Below are 20607 nucleotides of genomic sequence, written 5' to 3' on the forward strand. Positions count from 1 at the left end.
CCTGTGTGCGGCTCGGACCAGTATCGAAGTCGGGCTTCCGACCCTGATGTCACCGAGGCGCTTGACTGGGAGACCGACATGGCAGGCCGGCCGTGTCACATGGGCGGCGGACGGCGGCGCAGCTTGCGATAGAGCGTGTTGCGGCTGATGCCCAGCCGCTTGGCCGCGGTCGAGATGTTGCCGCCGGCCAGCGCCAGCGCACGCTGCACCGCCTGGTATTCGAGTGCCTGCAGCGTCGTGTCGCCCTGCGGGGTCTGCGGTTCCTGGCGCGGCGCGGCGCCGGCGTGGCGCAACGCCTCCTCGAGGAAGTCGTCGGGCAGGTGCATACGTCGGATCAGCGGCTGGCCGGCCGCCATCGCCGCCGCGGTGCGCAGCACGTTGCGCAATTGGCGCAGGTTGCCGGGCCACCGGTTGTGCAGCAGCAGCGCTTGCACCTCGTCGTCGAGTCCGGGCGCAGCAGTGCCGTCGGGACACTCCGCCGCCAGCAGGGCCTGCGCCAGGGGCAGCAGGTCTTCACGGTCGCGCAGGGGCGGCAGCTGGACCGCCAGTCCGTTGAGACGGTAGTAGAGGTCACCGCGGAAGCTGCCGGCGTCGACCATCTGCTGCAGCGAACGGTGCGTGGCGCTGACGACCGCGACGTCCACGGGCACCGCTCGTGTGCCGCCGAGCGGCGTCACCTGCCGCTCCTGCAACACCCGCAGCAGCCGGGCCTGCAGCGCCAGCGGCATGTCGCCGATCTCGTCGAGAAACAGCGTGCCCCGATGCGCCTGCACGATCTTGCCGGGCGCACCCTTGCGCCGCGCACCGGTGAAGGCGCCTTCTTCATGGCCGAACAATTCGGCCTCGATCAGCGTCTCCGGCAGGCAGGCGCAATCGAGGGCGACGAAGGGGTGGTCGGCGCGGCGGCTGTCGGCATGGAAGGCGCGCGCGAGCAGCTCCTTGCCGGTGCCGGTCTCGCCCTGGATCAGCACCGGGATGTCGCGGTCGACCACGCGGAGCAGCTTGTCGACCACCGTCGCCATGTGGCGGTCGCCCGCATGCAGGCGCGCCAAGGCCGCGCCGCGAGAAGGTGACGAGTCCTGCGGCGACCGCGGGACCGCCGGCGTGTTCGCAGATGGCGCGATGCGCCCCTCGGTCGGCTCGCCGGTGGCGGGCTGCGGCAGCGTTGCGGCGGGCCAGCACAACGCGGCGTTGACGCGCGCCTTGGCGCACAAGCGCCGACCATCGGGCAGCGTCAGCAGCATCGGCCCGGCCTCGGCCAGCGCCGAGCGCAGGTGGTCGGCGACGGCACCGAAGCTCAGGCCGAACACGCTGGCCAGGCTGCCCCTGCGCAAGGCGACGGCGCTCAACCCGAGCAGGTCGAGAGCGCTGCGATTGGCGGCGAGCAAACGGCCGTCGGGCGCCACGGTGACGAGGCCTTCCATCAAGGTGTCGAGACATTCGGCGCGCGGGTGGAAGTGCAGCCGCAGCGCCTGGCCCTCGTCTTCGAGCAGCCAGTGGTTTTCGATCATGCGCACCGACAGCTTCACCAGCCCCAGCGTGTGCGGATGGTAGGAGCGCTGGTCGCCGCTCACGTCGAGCACGCCGAGCAACTCGCCACGCGGGTCGAAGATGGGCGCGGCGGAGCAGGTCAGAAAGCCGTTGGCCTGCATGAAATGCTCGCTGCCATGCACCACACAAGGCGTTTCACCGATCAGCGCCGTGCCGACCGCGTTGGTGCCCTTGCTCGCCTCCGACCAGTTGGCCCCGGGCGCCAGTGCGACGCGTGCGGCACGGTGCAGAAAATCGGCGGGACCGACCGCGTGCAGCACGGTGCCCTGGGTGTCGCTGAGCGCGACGATGCTGCGGGTCGCGAGCGTTTGCTCGAGGAGCAGGTCCATCACCGGTGCGGCATGCACCAGCAGCCGGTGGTGGCGCTCACGAGCCAGCGCCAGCTCGGCGCGACCCAGCCCGGCGAAGTCGGGGCGCTGTGTACGGTGCAGGCCCAAGTCGGTGCAGCGGGCGTGCGAACGGGCGATGGTGTCCAGATGGGCCGGGTCCGACGCCAAGGGCAGGGTGGCGGAGGAGGGCGCGAGGGGGACGGACGGGGACAACAGGGTCGGTGTGCTGCCGCTGTGCGGTGTGGACATGGGGCGCCTCGGCTGTCGCTGCGGTGCCCCATGCTAGGCACAAAGCGCCGGCAGATCCAGCGGGCGCCGGCCCCCCGGTTCATCACGCTGAGCGGCCGAGGCCCCCCCTCACAGACGGCCCTGCGCCGCCAGCCACTGCAACTCGTCGTCCCGATAGAGGCGGGAGCGGGTCAAGAAGCGCAGGCCATGCGGCCCTTCGAGCGAGAACATGCCGCCGCGGCCGGGCACCACGTCGATGATGAGCTGGGTGTGCTGCCAATACTCGTATTGCGACTGGCTGATGTAGAAGGGCGCGCCTCCCAGGTGGCCCAGCAGCCGGTCCTGGTCGCCCAGCTGGAACTCGCCCGCCGGGAAGCACATCGGCGCGCTGCCGTCGCAACAGCCACCGGACTGGTGGAACATCAGCGGCCCGTGCTGCTGCCTGAGCCGCTCGATGAGTGCGAGGGCGGCCGGGGTGGCGGTCACTTGCGGCACATCCTGTGGGGCGGTCGACATGGGGGTGCTCCGGAAGTTGGGGCGGGGCGAGCGGGTCGCCGCCCGACCCGCCCATGTCAGCGTCAGCGTCAGAAGAAGCCCAGCGGCTGGTCGCTGTAGCTCACCAACAGGTTCTTGGTCTGCTGGTAGTGGTCGAGCATCATCTTGTGCGTTTCGCGCCCGATGCCCGACTGCTTGTAGCCGCCGAAGGCGGCGTGGGCCGGGTAGGCGTGGTAGCAGTTCGTCCACACCCGGCCTGCCTGGATGCCGCGCCCCATCCGGAAGGCGGTGTTCATGTCGCGCGTCCAGACACCCGCGCCGAGGCCGTAGAGGGTGTCGTTGGCGATCGCGAGCGCCTCCTCCTCGTCCTTGAAGGTGGTCACCGAGACCACCGGGCCGAAGATCTCCTCCTGGAAGATGCGCATGCGGTTGTGGCCCTTGAACACGGTGGGCTTGACGTAGTAGCCACCCGCCAGATCACCGTCGAGCAGGTTGCGCTCGCCGCCGATCAAACACTCGGCGCCCTCCTGGCGCCCCAGGTCGAGATAGCTCAGGATCTTCTCGAGCTGCTCGCTCGACGCCTGCGCGCCGATCATCGTGCTCTTGTCGAGCGGGTTGCCCTGCTTGATCGCCGCCACACGCTGCAAGGCGCGCTCCATGAAGCGGTCATAGATCGAGGCCTCGATCAGCGCCCGCGACGGGCAGGTGCACACCTCACCCTGGTTCAGCGCGAACATCACGAAACCTTCGATCGCCTTGTCCAGAAAGGCGTCGTCGCGCGCGCACACGTCGGCGAAGAAGATGTTGGGCGACTTGCCGCCCAGCTCCAGCGTCACCGGGATCAGGTTCTGGCTCGCGTATTGCATGATCAGCCGCCCGGTGGTGGTCTCGCCGGTGAAGGCGATCTTGGCGATGCGCTTGCTCGATGCGAGCGGCTTGCCGGCTTCGAGGCCGAAGCCGTTGACGACGTTGAGCACGCCCGCCGGCAGCAGGTCGGCGATCAGCTCGAGCAGCACCAGGATCGAGGTTGGCGTCTGTTCGGCCGGCTTGAGCACGACACAATTGCCTGCCGCCAGTGCCGGCGCCAGCTTCCAGGTGGCCATCAGCAGCGGGAAGTTCCACGGAATGATCTGGCCGACGACACCCAGCGGTTCGTGGAAGTGATAGGCCATGGTCTGGTGGTCGACCTCGCCGATCGAGCCCTCTTGGGCCCGCACGCAGGAGGCGAAGTAGCGGAAGTGGTCGACCGCCAGCGGCAGGTCGGCGGCCAGGGTTTCGCGGATCGGCTTGCCGTTGTCCCAGGTCTCGGCCGTCGCCAGCAGTTCGAGGTTCTGCTCGATGCGGTCGGCGATGCGCCACAACACGTTGGCGCGCTCGGCCGGCGAGCGCTGGCCCCATCCGACACGGGCGGCATGCGCCGCGTCCAGCGCCAGCTCGATGTCCTCGGCGGTCGAGCGCGGCACTTCGCAGAAGGCTTTGCCGGTCACCGGCGTGAGGTTCTCGAAATACTCACCGCGCACCGGCGCCACCCAGGCGCCGCCGATGAAGTTGCCATAGCGCTTCTTGAAGTCCACCGTATGGCCGAAACGGCCGGGTTCGAGCATGTCCATCCTGATCTCCTCGCTGCAGGCCCCCGCTGTTGTGTAACGGCGGGAAGCACCGGGAAGGGCCCCGGCGACCGTGCCGCGGTGACCGTGCCGCGGTCAGCAAGACAAGGTGCGAAGGGCGTGCCAGGTGTCGTCCCGGGCCCAAGGCCGGGCCGGGACACCTCCTGCAGCGGGTTTACCCGGGCAGGCGCGGGGAGGACGTTCCATTTCGGCACAGTCCCCACGGGGCATGTGAGATTGCCTGGTACACCCGCGCCGTGTAGCGCCCCCGGTAGCATTCACCGCTGCATCTCTCGTCAGGTGAGTGTCGATGTCACTGCCCTCTCCGAACGTTCCGCTGGTGGCGCTGCTGCCGGCCGTGGCTGCCGATAGCGAGTGCTTGTATGGATTGATGGACGAGACGATGCGAGGCCACGTCGAAGCGACGTGGGGACACTGGAACGAAGCGGCGATGCGGCAGTTCCTGCGCAGCGCCTTGCGTGGCCGCGGCGTGTGGTTGATCCGGTTGTTGGCCCGCGATCTACCGCCCGTCGGGGCCTTGATGGTGTCGCGTCTGCCGCGGCAGGTGCGCCTCGAGCAGTTGTTCATCGCGCCCGCTTTCCAGCGGCGCGGCATCGGCACCATGGTGTTGCGCTCGCTGCTGGACGAGGCACGGGCGCAGCAGGTGCCGCTGCACTTGAGCGTGCTGAAGACCCACCCGGGCCGAGCCTGGTACGAGCGGCTGGGGCTGCGGGTGGTCGACGAGACGCCGGAGCGGTATGTGTTGGAGTGGCGCCCCTGAGGCCGCCGGAGCCGCTTGTCAGCTGGCCAGCACAGGGGCGGCCGGTTCTGCCGCCCGCTGCGGCGGCTGCGGCGGGTCTTCGCGCACGTAGGTGTCGCCGGCGCAGCCTTTCTGCGCATGCAGGCGGGCGCGCACCGGGTCGACCGTCTCGAGTTTCACGTCTTCGTCATAGGCGTACAGCACGAGGGCCGAGCCGTTGGCGAGGTGCAGCATGACGTCGCCGTTGACGAGCGGTTCGGCCAATTCGACGGTCTGTCCGGCCAGCTCTTCGCACAGGCGCCGGCGCTGCTGGTTGCGCTGGCGCTGGCGTGCGATCTCCTGCTCTTGCTTGCGCGGCTCCAGCGCAGCCTCGGCCGCCGCCAGCAGCCGCTCGAGCTCGTCTTTCCAGTCCGCCAGCACATCGGCACGGAAGCGCGCCGGCGCCTTGGCCAGTTCTTCACTCAACTGCAGCCGGCCTTCGCCGGATTCCCAGTCCACCGTCAGTGCGGCAGGCACCACAACGCTCATCTCGACCACTCTTCCCGGCGCATCGGGCGCCTTTGCCGCAAGTCTAGGCAGCCGGGGCGGTCGCGATCAGCCGAACAGCCGGGCCGCCGCGCCGCACTTCGGTGTTTTGCACGCGTCGCGCGGCTGGGCGGACTGCGCACCGTTCTTGCTTGCCGGCGAGCCGGTATGAGTGGCACCTACATCGGCATTTCCGGCTGGCGCTACGACGGCTGGCGCGGCGTGTTCTATCCCCAGGGCCTGGCGCAGCGTCATGAGTTGCACTATGCGTCGCGGGCGCTGCAGAGCATCGAGATCAACGGCTCGTTCTATTCGCTGCAACGGCCCGAGCTGTATGCGCAGTGGTATCAGGAGACACCCCGGGGGTTCGTGTTCAGCGTCAAAGGGCCGCGCTATCTCACACACGTCAAGCGGCTCAAGAACCTGGAGCAGCCGATCGCCAACTTTTTCGCGTCCGGCATGTTCGAGCTGCGTGAAAAGCTCGGTCCCTTCCTGTGGCAGTTCCCGCCCAGCTTCGCCTTCGACGCCGAGCGCTTCGACGCCTTCTTGGCGCTGTTGCCGCGCACCAGCTGCCAGGCACGGGCGCTGGCAAGTGGTCGCGAGGCCTGGATGCACGAGCGCGAGAGCCTGCCGCCGGACGACGCCGAGTGGCCGCTGCGGCACGCCGTGGAGATCCGTCACGACAGCTTTCTCGACCCGTCTTTCGTCACATTGCTGCGCCGCCACAACGTCGCGCTGGTGGTGGCGGACACCGCGGGGCGGTGGCCCTACCGGGAGGACCTCACCGCCGATTTCGTCTATGTGCGGCTGCACGGCGACGAGGAACTGTACGCGAGCGGGTACAGCGAGGCGGCTTTGCAGCGCTGGGCCGAACGCATCCGCACATGGGGCGCCGGTGGCCAGGTGGACGACGCGCGGCTGATCTCGCCCGAGCCGCCGCCGGCTCGCTCGGAGCGCGACGTCTACTGCTATTTCGACAACGACATCAAGGTGCACGCGCCTTTCGATGCCGCCCGTTTGCGCAGCTTGCTCGGACTGCCAGGCGCGCCGGTGGAACCCGGCGCGCCCGGCTATCCTGCCGAGCTGTCTGCCGCGGGCGGGTGAAGGGGCAGGCCTTGCGGCCAGCGCTGCGGTTCAGCCGGAAGCTCGACGAGCGCTTGCGGGGCCGCCCGGGCGGCTGACGTCGACGGTGGGGCGTGCGGCAAGAAGTGCCGGCGCCGGGGGGGCGCGGCCACGGCGCGCCTTCGGCGTCGCCGTTGGGCAGCTGGCATGCAAGCTGCTTGTATCTTGGCAGATGTAAATACAACCGCCATCCAAGAGGAGATGAGGCGCCCCGGCAGCCGGATGCCGCGCAAGGCGCGCCCCCGGGACATGGATCTGCCGCTCTTCCAGTACGACCCTGTCTACCAAGACATCACGCTGCGCTTGCTGTTCGCGCTCGGCATCGGCGGCGCCATCGGACTTGAGCGCAGCTACCATGGCCGCCCGGCGGGCTTCCGTACCCATGCGCTGGTCAGCCTGTCGACCTGTGTGCTGATGCTGGTCACGGTGTACCAGACGCGCTGGTTCCCGGAGGGGCCGCGCACCCATGTCACGCTCGACCCGACCCGGATGGCGCAGGGCATCATGACCGGCATCGGTTTCCTCGGCGCCGGCACCATCATGAAGGACGGGTTGTCGGTGCGCGGACTGACCACCGCCGCGTCGATCTGGATGACGGCGGCGATCGGCGTGCTGGTCGGCGTCGGCTTCTATTTCCCAGCGGTGCTCGCGACCGCGCTGACCCTGGGCACGCTGTCAGTGTTCCGCTGGATCGAAAGCCGCATGCCATCGCAGTTTCACGCCACCTTCGTGGTCCGCTTCGACCGCCGCTCCAAGATGAACGAACACGAGATGCGACAGATGCTGCAGCGCTACGGTTTCTCGGTCGCCAACATGAACTACCGTCTCGACGCCGAAGCGGGCTTTTTCGAGTACCGCACCGTGATCCGGGCCAGCCGGGCCAGCAAGGCCGCTGCGCTGTCCGAAGGACTCAACTCGCTCGAGAACGTGCGCGAGTTTCGCGTGTTGCCGCTCGGCGACTGAAGCCGGTCACCGCCGCGGCGCCCGGCTTGCACCGACCCCGCTTCGTGCTACGGTGCAGGCAGCGGACCGCGCCGGCGGTCCCACACACACCAACAAACAAGGGAACACCACATGATGGCTCGATTGCTTCCTGTCCTCGCTGCCGCCCTTGCCCTGAGCGGCTGCGCTTCCTGGCTCACCCGCGGCGATGCTGTGCCTGTGCACCAGGTGCCCGCCGGTGCGGTGCCGGCCGCGCGGTTTGCCGGCACCCTGCCCTGTGCCGACTGTGCCGGCGTCAGGACCGACGTGCAGCTCTTTGTGGACGCGAACGGCGCGCCGACCACCTACAGCCTGCTGCAAACCTTTCTCGGCGCGAGCGCCGGTAACCGGCCGGCGGTGGTGAAGGGCAACTGGATCGCGGCGCGCGGCTCCGCCGCCGATGCACAAGCGAGCGTTATCCATCTCGACCCCGACAACGCCGAGCGGGCCCGCGGCTTCCGCCAGGTCGGCCCACAGGTGCTGAGGGCGCTGGACCGCGACGGCAACGACCTGCCCGGCTCTCTGCCCCGCAGCCTGGTGCGGGTGCCCGACGACGTCCCGCAGACCGCCGTGGTGCTGACCTATGCCGACCGCGGCAGCGAAGCGCCGGCGCAGGCCGATCAGCAAGTGGTGTTGCTGCTCGCCAGCCAGCCCACCAGCGGCTTCCGCTGGGTGGTCGCGCCTGACCGGGTGGGCGCACTGGTGGCTCAGGGCGAGCCGATGCATGTGGCGGACCCGACGCCCAACGCGCCGGGGCTGGACATGTTCCGCTTCAAGGCGGCCGGCATTGGAAGGCAGGTGATCCGGGCCGAATACCGTGCCATGGGTGCCGACCCCACCGCGAAGGCCGCCGACACCGTCAGCTTCGACATCGTCGTTGTGTACTGACGCGTACGCCGTCGCCTACACGTCGTCAAGGCGGCCGCGCTACCGGCCGCGCCGGCTCAGCCCAGGCGGGCGCGGTGCCGTGCGATCTGGGCCCGCACCTGGTCCGGCGCGGTGCCGCCGAGGATGTTGCGGGCGTTCAGCGAGCCCCGCAGCGACAGCACCTGGTAGACGTCGTCGCCCACCAGCGGCGAGAACGCTTGCAGCGTGGCCAGCGGCAGTTCGGACAGGTCGACTCCTTGTTGCAGCGCGCTCTTGACCGCATGGGCCACCACCTCGTGGGCGTCCCGGAACGGCAGGCCCTTCTTGACCAGGTAATCGGCCAGGTCGGTCGCCGTGGCATAACCGCGCAGGGCGGCGCGCTCCATCGCCTCGGGCTTGACGCGGATGCCGCCCACCATCTCGGCGAAGATGCGCAGTGTGTCCTTCAGCGTGTCGACGGTGTCGAATAGCGGTTCCTTGTCTTCCTGGTTGTCCTTGTTGTAGGCGAGCGGCTGGCCTTTCATCAGCGTGATCAGCCCCATCAGGTGGCCGACCACCCGGCCGGTCTTGCCACGCGCCAGCTCGGGCACGTCCGGGTTCTTCTTCTGCGGCATGATGGACGAGCCGGTGCAGAAGCGGTCGGCGATGTCGATGAAGCCGAAGCTCTGGCTCATCCACAGCACCAGCTCCTCGCTCAAGCGCGAGACATGCACCATCGCCAGCGACGCAGCGGCGGTGAATTCGATCGCGAAGTCGCGGTCGCTGACGGCGTCCAGGCTGTTCTGGCACACGCCGTCCATGCCCAGCGTGCGCGCCACGCGTTCGCGGTCGAGCGGATAGCTGGTGCCGGCCAGCGCGGCGGCGCCCAAGGGCAGCCGGTTGACGCGCCGGCGCACGTCGAGCAGGCGCTCGGCATCGCGCGAAAACATCTCGACGTAGGCCAGCATGTGGTGCCCGAAACTCACCGGCTGCGCCACCTGCAGGTGTGTGAAGCCGGGCAGGATCACCTCGGCGTTCTGCTCGGCCAGGTTCAGCAAGGCGCGCTGCAGGTCGACCAGCAGCGCGCCGATCAGGTCGATCTCGCCGCGCAGCCACAGGCGCACGTCGGTGGCCACCTGGTCGTTGCGCGAACGGCCGGTGTGCAGCCGTTTGCCGGCGTCGCCCACCAGCTGGGTCAGGCGCGCCTCGATGTTCAGGTGCACGTCTTCCAACGCCAGCTTCCATTCGAAGCTGCCGGCTTCGATCTCGCTGACGATCTGGGCCATGCCCCGCTGGATCGCGGCGTGGTCGTCCGCCGAGATCACGCCCTGGGCGGCCAGCATTTCGGCGTGCGCCAGCGAGCCGTCGATGTCAGCGCGCCACATGCGCTTGTCGAAAAAGACGCTGGCGGTGTAGCGCTGCACCAGGTCGCTCATGGGCTCGGAGAACAGCGCGGACCAGGCTTGGGATTTCTTGTCGAGTTGAGAGTCGGACATGATGAGCGGTGGTAGGGGGCCGGATGGGCGTGCTAGACGAGGCTTGCGGCAGAGCGCGCCCGTCTTGGAGAATCGCGCAGGGACACTGTAGGCGTGGCGGAAGCGTTGCAGGGCGGTCGTAAGGCGCGCTGCGCAGCGCCACCGCCGCGGATCCCGGATTCTAGGAGACTCGCGTTTGCCCACCCCCGGTACGTCGCCGCGCCCGTCGCGCGCGCCGAACACCAGCCAGTTCTCGACCACCACCATCTTCGACCAGCTGGGCCAGTCCAGCGCGGGGGCCGGGCAGGCGCCGTCGCCTTTCGACGCTTGCCACGTCGGCGTGGTGCTACGAGCGGTGTTGTTCGTGCACGGCGTGGTGGCGCTGTGCGTCGGTTTTGTCGTCGCCGACCTCTCCGCCTGGCTGCTGACATTCGCGCAGGCGGCGGCGGTCGCATTGCCGGCCACCTTGATGTGGTTGGTGCTCACTTGCTTGCTGAGGCGCCCGCTGAGCGGCGCGTCCGACCCGATCCAGTGGACGGCGGCGGTCGGCCTGGGCGGGCTGTGCGGTTTCTATGGCTGGTGGCAGGTGGGCCTGGTGGACCTGCCGGTGCACGCTCACGTCTCCCCGATGGCACCGGTGCTGGCCGGCGCGGCCCTGGCTGCGGCCCTGTTCTACGCCTTGCGGCTGCGGGCGCGCAGCCAACTGCCCGCCGTCACCGCAGCCCGGCTGGCCGAACTGCAGTCGCGCATCCGGCCGCACTTCCTGTTCAACACGCTCAACACGGCGATCGCGCTGGTGCGCGTCGACCCCTCGCGCGCGGAAGCGGTCCTCGAAGACCTGGCGGAGCTGTTCCGGGTGGCGCTGATCGAGTCGGGCAGTTCGGTGACGCTGGCCGAAGAGATCGAGCTGGCGCAGCGTTACCTGGCCATCGAGCAGATCCGCTTCGGCACCCGGCTGCAGGTCAGCTGGGACCTGGATCCGAAGGCCGGCGCTGCACGGGTGCCGCCGCTGCTGCTGCAGCCGCTGGTGGAAAATGCGGTCCGGCACGGCATCGAGCCGGCGGCCCAAGGAGGCTGGGTGCGGGTGCGCACCGGCACGCGGCGGGGTCAGGCGCTGATCTCGGTCAGCAACTCGATGGCCACCGGCGTGCCGCCCGGCAGCACCGCAGGCCATGGCATCGCGTTGCGTAACGTGAAAGAGCGGCTGCGCCTCATGCACGACATGACGGCACAGTTTTCGGCTGGCCCGGAGCGCGACGTCTGGCGCGTGCACGTGGTCGTGCCGCTGGAGTGACACGAACGAGGAGCGGAGGGCTCGATGTTGAGGGTGCTGATCGTAGACGACGAAGAGCTGGCGCGCCTGCGCATGCGGGCGCTGGTGGGCGAATGCGAAGCGCCGGCCGCCGAAGTGGTGGGCGAAGCCGGCAATGCGGTGCAGGCGCTGAGCTGGCTGTCGCAGCAGACCTGTGACGTGGTGCTGCTGGACATCCAGATGCCGGGTGCTGACGGTACCCAACTGGCCGCGCAGTTGCGCGAGCAGGAGCAGGCGCCGGCTGTCATCTTCGTGACCGCCCATCCCGAGCATGCAGTGACTGCCTTCGACCTGGAGGCGGTCGACTACCTGACCAAGCCGGTGCGTCGCGAGCGCTTGCAGGCCGCGCTGGCGCGCGCGGCGGAGCGGCTCAAGGCGCGTGGCTCCGCCGCCGCCGACGACGGCGAACCGGTCTTCATCGTCAACGACCGTGGCCGCGTGACGCGTGTGCCGGTCGCCGAAGTGCTCTATCTGAAGGCGGAGCTGAAGTACGTGACGCTGCGCACTGTCCGCCACACTTATGTGCTGGACGACTCGTTGTCGGAACTCGAAGAGCGCCTTGGCGAGCGCTTTCTGCGTATCCACCGCAACGCGCTGGTGGCCCGCAAGGCGGTGCGCGCACTCGAGCGGCGCTTGGCGCCCGCGGAGGACGAAGACGGTGGCAAGGAAGGCTGGGCGGTGCGCCTGGACGGCATCGACGAATGGCTGGCGGTGTCGCGCCGCCAGGTGGCGGCGGTGCGCGACGCGCTGACCCGGCAGGGCCTTTGAACGGCGCGGCGCCCGGGCCGCGCCGCGGCTGAGCCCCCCTTGCCTTGCGGCCACCCGCCGCAAGGCGCTCTGACACGCCGGCTCGGCCCACCACCCCTGCTGTCGTCAGGCCGTCACAACCCGGTCATATACTGATTTTTCCATGAAGGCCGACGTCACCGACCAGGCCGCCGGGTTGAGCCTGCTCAACCGCGAGCGGGCCATCCTCGAATTCAACTACCGGGTCCTGGCCCAGGCGCGCCGCGACGACGTACCGTTGCTCGAGCGCCTGCGCTACATCTGCATCGTCTCGTCCAACCTCGACGAGTTCTTCGAAGTGCGTTTCGGCGACTACCTGGAGGCCTCGCGCCAGCCGGGGGGCGGCGTGTCGGCACGCGACCTGGCCGAGGTGGCCTCGGCGGCCCACCAGCTGATCGACCAGCAGTACGCGCTGTTCAACGAAGAGGTGATGCCGGCGTTGGAGCGCGAAGGCATCGTGGTGCTCAACCATGCCGAGCGCAACGAGGAGCAGCGCCGCTGGGTCGACCAGTTCTTCCAGCGGCAAGTGCGTCCGTTGCTGGTGCCGGTCGGGCTCGACCCGGCCCATCCGTTTCCGCAGGTCGCCAACAAGTCGCTCAATTTCATCGTCAAGCTCAGCGGCAAGGATGCGTTCGGGCGCGAGAACTCGATCGCGATCGTCAAGGTGCCGCGGGTGCTGCCGCGGGTGATCCGCCTGCCGGCCCAGATCTCCGGCGACCGGCAGTGTTTCGTGCTGCTGTCCAGCGTGATCCGGGCCCATCTCGAAGAGCTGTTCCCGGGCCGGGCGGTCGAGGCGTTCTCGCAGTTCCGCGTCACGCGCGACTCCGACCTGGCCGTGGACGAGCAAGACGTCACCAATCTGCGCCAGGCCCTGCGCACCTCGCTCACCACACGCCACTTCGGCCAGGCGATCCGGCTCGAGGTGGTCAGCACCTGCCCGCCGGAGTTGTCGGGCTTCCTGCTGCACCAGTTCGGCCTGCCCGAGGCAGCCCTCTACCGTGCCAATGGTCCGGTCAACCTGGTGCGCTTGAACCAGCTGATCGACCAGGCCGATGCACCGTCGCTGCGCTTTCCGCCGCATGAACCCACCTGGCCGGCGGCGCTGACACGCGGCATGCCGATGTTCGAGCAACTGCAGCAGGGCGACGTGCTGTTGCACCATCCGTTCGAATCGTTCGAGCCGGTCGTCCAGTTCCTGCGCGAGGCCGTGCAGGACCCCGACGTGCTCGCGATCAAGCAGACCATCTACCGCACCGGCGCCGAGTCGGTGCTGATGGATTTGCTGCTGGAAGCGGCCCGGCGCGGCAAGGAAGTGATGGTGGTGGTCGAGCTGAAGGCGCGCTTCGACGAAGAGGCCAACATCAACTGGGCCGAGCAGCTCGAAGCGGTCGGTGTGCAGGTGGTCTACGGCATCGTGGGGCTGAAGACGCACGCGAAGCTGCTGCTGATCACGCGGCGCGAAACCGGGGCCAAGGGCCCGGTGCTGCGGCGCTATGCCCACCTGTCCACCGGCAACTACAACCCGCGCACGGCGCGGCTGTACACCGATGTGGGCTATCTGACCGCCGACCCCGAGCTGACGGCCGACGCCGACACCGTGTTCCAGCAGCTCGCGAGCCTCACCCGGATGCGCACGCCGCGCCATCTGCTGCTGGCGCCCTTCAACCTGCACAAGCAGATGTTGCGCCACATCGAGCAGGTGACCGAAGCGGCGGCGGCGCGCAAGCCGGCCCGCATCGTCGTCAAGATCAACGCCTTGACCGACGTGCCGCTGATCGAGGCGCTGGTGCGCGCCGGCCAGGCCGGTGCCGACATCGACCTGATCGTGCGCGGCGCCTGCATGTTGCGCCCCGGCGTGCCGGGCTGGACCGACCGCATCCGCGTGCGTTCGGTGGTCGGACGCTTTCTCGAACATTCGCGCGTCGCGTACTTCCGCTGGGGCACCGACGCGGCCGACGAAACGCTGTATCTGTCGAGCGCCGACTGGATGAGCCGCAACATGTTCCGGCGTATCGAGGTGACCTGGCCGGTGCGCGACCCGGCGCTGCGCCAGCGGGTCATCGACGAATGCCTGGTGCCCTATCTGTACGACGCCAAGGACGCCTGGACGTTGCAGACCGACGGACACTACGAGCGCGAGCGTGTCGACGGCCCCAGCGCACAGCAGGCCCTGGTGGAGCGTTACCGCGCCGGCGCCTGAAGACCGCTCGAAGAAGAGGACCAGATGGACTTGATCCTGTGGCGCCATGCCGAAGCCCAGGTGCTGAGCAGCAGCGGCAAGGGCGGCGCCGACGACGACCTGCAACGTGCCTTGACCGCCAAGGGCGAACGGCAGGCGGCGCGGGTGGCGCATTGGCTCAACCGCCACCTGGCGGACTCGACGCGCATCCTGGTCAGCCCGGCGGTGCGTGCCCAGCAGACCGCCGAAGCCCTCGGGCGACCTTTCAAGACCGTTGCGGCGCTCGCGCCCGGCGGCACGGTGCAGGGCTTGCTGGAGGTCGCGCGCTGGCCGCGCGGTGTCGAGCCGGTGTTGGTGGTCGGCCACCAGCCCACGCTCGGGCAGGTGGCGGCCGAACTGCTGGCCGGCGTCGACCAGTCGTGGGCCGTCAAGAAGGCGGCGGTCTGGTGGCTGCGCCACCGCGAACGCGACGGCGCGGCCCAGGTGACCTTGCAGGCAGTGGTGTCGGCCGACTTCGCCTAGGGCACTGGGGCCTGTTCCGGGCCGGTCCCACTCAGCGCGGACGCAACTCCAGTTTCAGCACCGCCGTGCGCTCCCACGCGGCTTGCTCTTCCTGCAGCAGGAAAGCGGTGCGCGGATGCGCCTGCTCCCAGCCGTTGTCCCAGCTCAAGGTCGCGGTGTTGCCGTTGCGGCGCAAGCTCAGTTCGCGCAAATCGGGCATGCGGCGCGCGTGGCACAGCAGGATGGCCAGCCGCAAACACAGGGTTTGCCAGGCGAGGCGCTCGTCCGACAGCGACTCCTCCAGCTTGCGCAGGCCGCCCCGCTGGCCGAGCACCAGGGCCGCCAGGCGGCGTTGCTCCGACTGCGAGAAACCAGGCGCATCGACATTCGCCAGCAAATAGCTGCTGTGCCGGTGGTGGTCGTGGTGCGAAACCATCATGCCCACTTCGTGCAAGGCCGCCGCCCAGCTCAACTGGCGTCGCAGGTCGCTGCCGGCGCGCGGCTCGACACTCTGGAACAGCGACTGCGCGACACGCTCGACACGTTCGGCCTGCGCCACGTCGACGCCGAAGCGCTCTTGCAACTGCTGCACCGATTCGTCGCGCACATCGCGCGCATGCTGCGCATCGCGGGCGGCGGACAGGCGTTCGGCGAGGTCGAAGATCACGCCCTGGCGCAAGGCGCCGCGGGCGGGGTGCAAGGCGTCGATGCCGAAATGAATCGCCAGCGTATACAGGATGGACAAGCCGCCGCCGAGCACCGCACGGCGCTCGTCCTTCAGGCCCGCCAGGCTGAGCTTGTCGGCGCGGCCGGCGCGCAGGCATTGCTCGATACACCAGCGCAGGCCATCGGGCGTCACCGCGCCGTCGGTCACGCCGTTGGCCGCCAGTAGCTGCGAGACGGCCCCCACGGTGCCGGAGGAACCCAGCGCCTCGCGCCATTCGCCGGCGGCGAACACCTCCAGCGCTTCTTCCAACTCGGCGCCGGCCGCCACCTGGGCCGCGCGAAAGCCGGCCTCGGTGTAGCGCCCGTCGGGGAAGTAGCGCATCGACAGCCCGACGCTGCCGATCTGGAACGATTCGGCGACCAGCGGCGTGCGCCCCTGCCCGAGGATCATCTCGGTCGAGCGCCCACCGATGTCGATGACGAGCCGGCGGCCGGTGCTGGGCGGCATCAACCGCACCACGCCCGCATAGATCAAGCGGGCTTCCTCACGCCCGGAGATCACCTCGATCGGGTGGCCGAGCACCGCCTGGGCGCGGCCCAGAAAGGCGTCGCGGTTCTTGGCTTCGCGCAAGGTCTGCGTGGCCACCGCGCGCACCTGGTGCGCGTCGAAACCCTGCAGCCGTTGCGCAAAGCGGCCCAGGCAGGCCAGCCCGCGCACCGTCGCTTCCTCGGTCAGCATGCCCTGGGCGTCGAGGCCGCCGCCCAGGCGCACGGTTTCCTTCAGATAGTCGATGCGCTTGTAGCGGCCGCGGGTGAGCTGGCCGATTTCGAGTCGGAAGCTGTTCGAGCCCATGTCGATCGCGGCCAGCACGGCTTCGGCACGCCCGGATTCGGCAACGGTCGGGGCGGAGGCGACGGTGTTTTCCAAACTCATGGCCTGCATTGTCTCTTCATTTCAGTGCCGCTCGCGACGCGGCCGACGCTGCGCGACGCGGCCGACTCGTGTACGCTGCGCGCGTCGCATGCTTGCTTGTTGGCTGCCAACCAAACCCAGGAGATGCCGATGCCGACCGACGATCTCGATTCGTTGTTGCCCACCCGTGATTTCAACCGCCGCAATTTCGTCAAGACGGCGGTCGGCAGCGGCTTCGCCGCTGCGGTGTTGCCGGTGACGGCACAAACCATCAAGACCGACAGCGAAGGACTGACCGTCGGCGAGGTGACCATCCCGGTCAAGGACTTCAAGATGCCCGCCTACCGGGCGCAGCCGGCCGGCAAAAAGGGCAAGCTGCCGGTGGTGCTGGTGGTGTCGGAGATCTTCGGCGTGCACGAGCACATCGCCGACGTCGCAAGGCGCTTCGCCAAGCGCGGCTACCTCGCGATCGCGCCCGAGTTGTTCGTGCGCCAAGGCGACGCCAGCGCCTATGGCGAGATCGCCAAGCTGCAGGCCGAGGTGATATCCAAGGTGCCCGACGCCCAGGTGATGCAGGACCTCGACGCCACGGTAGCCTGGGCCAAGGAGCAGGGCGGCGACGTCAGCAAGCTGGGCATCACCGGCTTCTGCTGGGGCGGCCGCATCACCTGGCTCTATGCCACGCAGGGCCCGGTCAAGGCCGGCGTGGCGTGGTACGGCCGGCTGGTGGGCACCTCCAGCGAGCTGACACCCAAGCACCCGGTGGACCTGGCCGCGCAACTGAAGGCGCCGGTGCTGGGCCTGTATGGCGGGCAGGATGCCGGCATTCCGCTTGAAAGCGTTGATAAGATGCAGGCCGCCCTGGCGAGCGGCAGCGCGGCGGCCAAACGGTCGCAAATCCACGTCTACCCGGATGCGCCGCACGCCTTCCACGCAGATTACCGGCCCAGCTTCCGCAAGGAAGCGGCCGAAGACGGCTGGAAGCGCTGCCTGGACTGGTTTGAAAAACATGGAGTCGCCTAGCGGCCCGACTGATTGATGGCACGAGGAGCCGCGCGAGAGCGCGGCTTTTCGTTGAGCGTTCCACATGACCCTGACCTACATCGTTCTCGCGACCCTGATCGGCGGCGTGCTGTCGGTGCTGATCGCCGCGAGTCTGACGCTCTCGGTGCTCAGCAAGCTGGTGCGGCACCTGGTGAGCCTGTCTGCCGGCGTGCTGCTGGGCACGGCACTGATCCACGTGCTGCCGGAGGCGTTCGAAGGTGCGACCGATCCGCACGAGCTGTTCCTGACGCTGCTGGGCGGCCTGCTGTTTTTCTTCCTGCTCGAGAAGGCCGAGCTGTACCGGCACGGCCACCATCACGAGGGGGACGGTGACCACCACCATCACGGTTTCGATCACGACCAGGCCGGCCGCGGCGGCTGGAGCGTGCTGGTGGGCGACAGCATCCACAACTTCTGCGACGGCATCATCATCGCGGCAGCCTTTCTGGCCGATCCGCAGATCGGGGCGGTCACGGCGATGGCCATCATCGCGCATGAAATCCCGCAGGAGGTGGGCGATTACATCGTGCTGCTGAACGCCGGCTTCTCGCGTTCGCGCGCGCTGTTCTACAACGCGCTGTCAGGCCTGGCCGCCGTCGTCGGCGGCGTGTTGGGCTATTTTGTCGTCGGCCCCTGGGAGTCGTTGTTTCCCTACCTGCTGGTGGTGGCGGCGTCGAGCTTCATCTATGTCGCGGTGGCCGATTTGATCCCGCAGTTGCAACGCCGACTGTCCCTCAAGGAAACGCTCGCGCAGCTGCTGTGGCTGGGCCTGGGGCTGGGTTTCATCACGGTGATCGTCGGGCAGTTCCACGGTGGGGCCGACGCCCGGCCGCACGGGCACCCGCACACCGAACCCGCGGCGCACGCGGACCACGACGACGCGGCCGCGCCGCTGCCGGGTCAGGAGGCCCACCCGCCATCGAAGGCCGGCTCGGCCGCGCACGGACACTGAGCGGCCGCGGCCGGGACCGCGGCGGCGCGGCTCAGCGCACCACGAGCACCGGGATGGTGCTGTGCGTCAGCACACGATTGGTTTCGCTGCCGAGCAGCAGGGCCTGCACGCCGCGGCGACCGTGCGAGGCCATCACGATCAGGTCGCAGCCATGCTGCTTGGCGTAATCGACCACCGCCTCCCAGACGCTGACCGACTCGACCGTGTGCGCGGTGCACGGAATGCCGACCGCGAGGCAGGCTTCCTTGACCGCGGCGACGTTGCGCGAGGCGACGCGCTCCTGCGCGTCGAGGAATTCCTGTGGCAGCGTCGGCTGCATCTCGGAAATCGCGCTGTAGGGGTAGGGGTCCTTGACGCTGATCGTGAACACCTCGGCGCCGGTCAGCTTGGCGAGCGAGATCGCCGTGGTGATGGCCCGTTGGGTGATGTCCGAGCCGTCGGTGGGAACCAGGATGCGCTTGTACATGAGTGACCTCCGTCTTCGGGTTGAGGGCCATCGTTGCACGGGGCGTGCGCTGGCATGTTGACCGAAGTCATGCCCCACCGGCAAGCGCCAGGCCTTGCAGGGGGTGGGCGCAGGGACACTTGCTTCACTGTCAGCCGCGCGCCACCGGGCGCTGCGGGTCGGCGCACCACTCGCTCCAGGAGCCGGGATAGAGCGCCGCGCGGCCCAGGCCGGCCACTTCCATCGCCAGCAGGTTGTGGCAGGCGGTCACCCCCGAGCCGCATTGGTGGACCGCGGTGCCGGGGTCGGTGCCGGCCAGCAAGGCCTCGAACTCGGACCGCAGTTGCGCCGGCGCCTTGAAGCGGCCGTCGGCGGCGAGGTTGTCCTTGAAAAAGCGATTCACGGCGCCCGGAATGTGCCCGGCCACCGGGTCGAGTGGCTCGACGTCGCCCCGAAAGCGTTCCGGGGCCCGGGCGTCGAGCAAACGCCAGCCCGGCTCGTCGAGCCGGGCCTGCAGGGCGGCCGCGTCGAGGGTGCGGACCGCGGGGGAGGCGGCCGGGTAGGGGGGCTGCGGATCGACCGCCGGCAGGCCGGTGCTCAGTGCGCCCCCCGCCGCCTGCCAGGCCACAAGGCCGCCGTCCAGCACGGCCACGGCTTCATGGCCCAGCCATTTCAGCAACCACCAGGCGCGCACGCAGAACATGCCGCCCTGGCGGTCGTAGACCACCACCTGGGTGCCGGGCGCGATGCCCCAGCGGCCCACCGTCGCCGCGAAGGCCTCGCGTGCCGGCAGGGGGTGACGACCCCGCGCGGGCTCGCCCGGCGCTGATTTCGGCCCGGAGAGGTCGCGGTCGAGGTGGGCATAGTGCGCCCCCGGCAGGTGTCCGCTGGCATAGGCCGCTTCCCCTGCGGCGGTGTCGGCGAGGTCGAAGCTGACGTCGAGCACGACCAGGGGCGTGCCGTCGCGCATCAGCGCCTGCAGGTCGGCCGCCGAGATCAAGGTGGTGTAGCTCATGTTTCTGTGGTGGTCGAGGGGGCGACGTTGGGCGCCGCCTTGCTGCGCAAAAAAGTGGCCGCCAGGCCGGCCAGCACGATCAGCAGCATGCCTGCGAGCGCCATCCACGTCACCGGATCGTCGAACAGCACAACGCCGTAAATGAACGCGAACACGATGCCGAGGTACTGCAGGCTGGCGTTGACCAGCGGTTTGCCGGTGCCGTAGGCGCGCGTCATCATCAGTTGCGCGACGGTCGCGAAGGTGCCGACGGCGAGCAGCCAGCCGATGCCTGCGAGTGTGTGCGGATGGCTGCCGCCGGCCAGCATCGCCAGCAGGCCTGCCGTCATGCCGCCCAGCGAGAAATAGAAGACGATGCGGTATTCCGGCTCGCCGGCGCGCCCGAGCGCGGTGACCTGCAGATAGGCGGTGGCGCTGAGCATGCCCGACAGCAAGCCCACCACACCGTGCCACAACTGGTCTTGCTCGATGGTCGGGCGCAGGATCAGCGCGACGCCAGCGAAGCCGGTCAGCACCGCGGCCACCACGCGGGGGTCGAGCCGGGCCCCGCCGAGCAGGATGGCGCCGCCGAGCAGGAACAGCGCCATCCACACCGACGACATGTAGTTGAGGGTCATTGCGGTGGCCAGCGGGAGGTTGCCGATCGCATAGAACCACATGCACAAGGCGGCCACGCCCGACAGGCTGCGCCAGAAGTGCATCGCCGGCACAGCGGTGCGCAAGGTGCCGCGCTGCCGCCAGGTGAGCAGCGCCATCAGCGCCGCGCCGACCAGACCGCGGTAGAACACGATCTCGCCGGTGTCGTAATAGGCCGATGCGTACTTGACGCACAGCCCCATGGTGGCGAACAAAAAGCTCGCCAGGATCATCAGCAC

The 20607-nt window shown here is 69.0% G+C and carries 19 protein-coding genes; 10 read left to right on the forward strand and 9 right to left on the reverse strand.

Features of this window, described 5'->3' with window-relative positions; all coding sequences use genetic code 11:
- Positions 1 to 95 precede the first annotated feature (95 nt).
- The 3 genes from AAW51_RS06985 to adh all read right to left on the reverse strand — a co-directional run bounded on the left by AAW51_RS06985 (position 96) and on the right by adh (position 4213).
- A complete protein-coding gene (locus AAW51_RS06985; RefSeq protein WP_053013398.1) occupies positions 96 to 2129 on the reverse strand; it encodes a sigma-54-dependent Fis family transcriptional regulator in 2034 nt (677 codons plus the stop codon).
- Positions 2130 to 2237: 108 nt separating this feature from the next.
- Positions 2238 to 2624: a DUF779 domain-containing protein gene (locus AAW51_RS06990; protein ID WP_047194032.1), complete on the reverse strand. Its 387-nt coding sequence runs from the start codon at positions 2622 to 2624 to the stop codon at positions 2238 to 2240.
- Between the two features lie 68 nt (positions 2625 to 2692).
- Positions 2693 to 4213, reverse strand: a complete 1521-nt coding sequence (gene adh, locus AAW51_RS06995) for an aldehyde dehydrogenase (protein ID WP_047194033.1) — start codon at positions 4211 to 4213, stop codon at positions 2693 to 2695.
- Between the two features lie 307 nt (positions 4214 to 4520).
- Here adh and AAW51_RS27930 point away from each other — a divergent pair, with 307 nt between their 5' ends.
- Positions 4521 to 4991, forward strand: coding sequence for a GNAT family N-acetyltransferase (locus AAW51_RS27930; protein WP_053013399.1), 471 nt, complete (start codon positions 4521 to 4523; stop codon positions 4989 to 4991).
- Positions 4992 to 5009: 18 nt separating this feature from the next.
- Here the strand turns inward: AAW51_RS27930 and AAW51_RS07005 are convergent, their stop codons facing one another.
- Entirely contained in the window at positions 5010 to 5498 is a 489-nt protein-coding gene (locus AAW51_RS07005; protein WP_157359656.1) for a hypothetical protein, read from the reverse strand.
- Between the two features lie 165 nt (positions 5499 to 5663).
- On the opposite strand from AAW51_RS07005, the gene AAW51_RS07010 reads away from it, so the two are divergent.
- The 3 genes from AAW51_RS07010 to AAW51_RS07020 all read left to right on the forward strand — a co-directional run bounded on the left by AAW51_RS07010 (position 5664) and on the right by AAW51_RS07020 (position 8486).
- On the forward strand, positions 5664 to 6599 hold the full coding sequence (locus AAW51_RS07010) for a DUF72 domain-containing protein (protein WP_083438138.1): 936 nt from the start codon (positions 5664 to 5666) through the stop codon (positions 6597 to 6599).
- A gap of 267 nt (positions 6600 to 6866) precedes the next feature.
- The gene (locus AAW51_RS07015; RefSeq protein WP_047197516.1) at positions 6867 to 7580 is read left to right on the forward strand and encodes an MgtC/SapB family protein; all 714 of its coding nucleotides are present in this window, start codon (positions 6867 to 6869) and stop codon (positions 7578 to 7580) included.
- Positions 7581 to 7691: 111 nt separating this feature from the next.
- Complete coding sequence (locus tag AAW51_RS07020; RefSeq protein ID WP_083438139.1) at positions 7692 to 8486, forward strand: copper resistance protein NlpE N-terminal domain-containing protein; 795 nt, start codon at positions 7692 to 7694, stop codon at positions 8484 to 8486.
- A gap of 56 nt (positions 8487 to 8542) precedes the next feature.
- Here AAW51_RS07020 and argH read toward each other — a convergent pair whose 3' ends face one another.
- Positions 8543 to 9940: an argininosuccinate lyase gene (argH, locus tag AAW51_RS07025; RefSeq protein ID WP_047194036.1), complete on the reverse strand. Its 1398-nt coding sequence runs from the start codon at positions 9938 to 9940 to the stop codon at positions 8543 to 8545.
- A gap of 175 nt (positions 9941 to 10115) precedes the next feature.
- On the opposite strand from argH, the gene AAW51_RS07030 reads away from it, so the two are divergent.
- The 4 genes from AAW51_RS07030 to sixA all read left to right on the forward strand — a co-directional run bounded on the left by AAW51_RS07030 (position 10116) and on the right by sixA (position 14718).
- Positions 10116 to 11213, forward strand: a complete 1098-nt coding sequence (locus AAW51_RS07030) for a sensor histidine kinase (protein WP_238947781.1) — start codon at positions 10116 to 10118, stop codon at positions 11211 to 11213.
- Positions 11214 to 11237: 24 nt separating this feature from the next.
- Positions 11238 to 11999: a LytR/AlgR family response regulator transcription factor gene (locus tag AAW51_RS07035; RefSeq protein WP_047194037.1), complete on the forward strand. Its 762-nt coding sequence runs from the start codon at positions 11238 to 11240 to the stop codon at positions 11997 to 11999.
- A 142-nt stretch (positions 12000 to 12141) separates the two neighbouring features.
- Positions 12142 to 14217, forward strand: a complete 2076-nt coding sequence (ppk1, locus tag AAW51_RS07040; RefSeq protein WP_047194038.1) for a polyphosphate kinase 1 — start codon at positions 12142 to 12144, stop codon at positions 14215 to 14217.
- Between the two features lie 24 nt (positions 14218 to 14241).
- Positions 14242 to 14718 carry a phosphohistidine phosphatase SixA gene (sixA, locus tag AAW51_RS07045; protein ID WP_047194039.1) on the forward strand — a complete coding sequence of 159 codons (477 nt, stop codon included), beginning with the start codon at positions 14242 to 14244 and terminating at the stop codon, positions 14716 to 14718.
- 31 nt (positions 14719 to 14749) lie between these two features.
- Here the strand turns inward: sixA and AAW51_RS07050 are convergent, their stop codons facing one another.
- Positions 14750 to 16297, reverse strand: a complete 1548-nt coding sequence (locus tag AAW51_RS07050) for a Ppx/GppA phosphatase family protein (protein WP_047197518.1) — start codon at positions 16295 to 16297, stop codon at positions 14750 to 14752.
- Between the two features lie 129 nt (positions 16298 to 16426).
- Here AAW51_RS07050 and AAW51_RS07055 point away from each other — a divergent pair, with 129 nt between their 5' ends.
- Positions 16427 to 17299, forward strand: a complete 873-nt coding sequence (locus tag AAW51_RS07055; protein ID WP_047197519.1) for a dienelactone hydrolase family protein — start codon at positions 16427 to 16429, stop codon at positions 17297 to 17299.
- A 64-nt stretch (positions 17300 to 17363) separates the two neighbouring features.
- Positions 17364 to 18272 (forward strand): ZIP family metal transporter, encoded by a 909-nt coding sequence (locus tag AAW51_RS07060; protein ID WP_083438141.1) that lies wholly within the window; start codon positions 17364 to 17366, stop codon positions 18270 to 18272.
- A 31-nt stretch (positions 18273 to 18303) separates the two neighbouring features.
- On the opposite strand, the gene AAW51_RS07065 is transcribed toward AAW51_RS07060, so the two are convergent.
- From AAW51_RS07065 to AAW51_RS07075, 3 genes are all read right to left on the reverse strand, one after another.
- On the reverse strand, positions 18304 to 18738 hold the full coding sequence (locus AAW51_RS07065) for a universal stress protein (RefSeq protein WP_047194040.1): 435 nt from the start codon (positions 18736 to 18738) through the stop codon (positions 18304 to 18306).
- 130 nt (positions 18739 to 18868) lie between these two features.
- The gene (locus AAW51_RS07070) at positions 18869 to 19732 is read right to left on the reverse strand and encodes a sulfurtransferase (protein ID WP_047194041.1); all 864 of its coding nucleotides are present in this window, start codon (positions 19730 to 19732) and stop codon (positions 18869 to 18871) included.
- A complete protein-coding gene (locus AAW51_RS07075) occupies positions 19729 to 20601 on the reverse strand; it encodes a DMT family transporter (protein ID WP_047197521.1) in 873 nt (290 codons plus the stop codon). Before AAW51_RS07075 ends, AAW51_RS07070 begins: the two co-directional genes overlap by 4 nt.
- Positions 20602 to 20607: the final 6 nt, after the last annotated feature.

It is taken from the genome of Caldimonas brevitalea (assembly GCF_001017435.1).
GTDB classification, from domain to species: Bacteria; Pseudomonadota; Gammaproteobacteria; order Burkholderiales; family Burkholderiaceae_C; genus Caldimonas; species Caldimonas brevitalea.

Excerpts from the sequence above, each read along its gene's own strand:
- AAW51_RS06985 (WP_053013398.1), bottom strand. The coding sequence starts at position 2,129 with ATGTCCACACCGCACAGCGGCAGCACACCGACCCTGTTGTCCCCGTCC.
- AAW51_RS06990 (WP_047194032.1), bottom strand. The coding sequence starts at position 2,624 with ATGTCGACCGCCCCACAGGATGTGCCGCAAGTGACCGCCACCCCGGCC.
- adh (WP_047194033.1), bottom strand. The coding sequence starts at position 4,213 with ATGGACATGCTCGAACCCGGCCGTTTCGGCCATACGGTGGACTTCAAG.
- AAW51_RS27930 (WP_053013399.1), top strand. The coding sequence starts at position 4,521 with ATGTCACTGCCCTCTCCGAACGTTCCGCTGGTGGCGCTGCTGCCGGCC.
- AAW51_RS07005 (WP_157359656.1), bottom strand. The coding sequence starts at position 5,498 with ATGAGCGTTGTGGTGCCTGCCGCACTGACGGTGGACTGGGAATCCGGC.
- AAW51_RS07010 (WP_083438138.1), top strand. The coding sequence starts at position 5,664 with ATGAGTGGCACCTACATCGGCATTTCCGGCTGGCGCTACGACGGCTGG.
- AAW51_RS07015 (WP_047197516.1), top strand. The coding sequence starts at position 6,867 with ATGGATCTGCCGCTCTTCCAGTACGACCCTGTCTACCAAGACATCACG.
- AAW51_RS07020 (WP_083438139.1), top strand. The coding sequence starts at position 7,692 with ATGATGGCTCGATTGCTTCCTGTCCTCGCTGCCGCCCTTGCCCTGAGC.
- argH (WP_047194036.1), bottom strand. The coding sequence starts at position 9,940 with ATGTCCGACTCTCAACTCGACAAGAAATCCCAAGCCTGGTCCGCGCTG.
- AAW51_RS07035 (WP_047194037.1), top strand. The coding sequence starts at position 11,238 with ATGTTGAGGGTGCTGATCGTAGACGACGAAGAGCTGGCGCGCCTGCGC.
- ppk1 (WP_047194038.1), top strand. The coding sequence starts at position 12,142 with ATGAAGGCCGACGTCACCGACCAGGCCGCCGGGTTGAGCCTGCTCAAC.
- sixA (WP_047194039.1), top strand. The coding sequence starts at position 14,242 with ATGGACTTGATCCTGTGGCGCCATGCCGAAGCCCAGGTGCTGAGCAGC.
- AAW51_RS07050 (WP_047197518.1), bottom strand. The coding sequence starts at position 16,297 with ATGAGTTTGGAAAACACCGTCGCCTCCGCCCCGACCGTTGCCGAATCC.
- AAW51_RS07055 (WP_047197519.1), top strand. The coding sequence starts at position 16,427 with ATGCCGACCGACGATCTCGATTCGTTGTTGCCCACCCGTGATTTCAAC.
- AAW51_RS07060 (WP_083438141.1), top strand. The coding sequence starts at position 17,364 with ATGACCCTGACCTACATCGTTCTCGCGACCCTGATCGGCGGCGTGCTG.
- AAW51_RS07065 (WP_047194040.1), bottom strand. The coding sequence starts at position 18,738 with ATGTACAAGCGCATCCTGGTTCCCACCGACGGCTCGGACATCACCCAA.
- AAW51_RS07070 (WP_047194041.1), bottom strand. The coding sequence starts at position 19,732 with ATGAGCTACACCACCTTGATCTCGGCGGCCGACCTGCAGGCGCTGATG.
- AAW51_RS07075 (WP_047197521.1), bottom strand. The coding sequence starts at position 20,601 with ATGATCCTGGCGAGCTTTTTGTTCGCCACCATGGGGCTGTGCGTCAAG.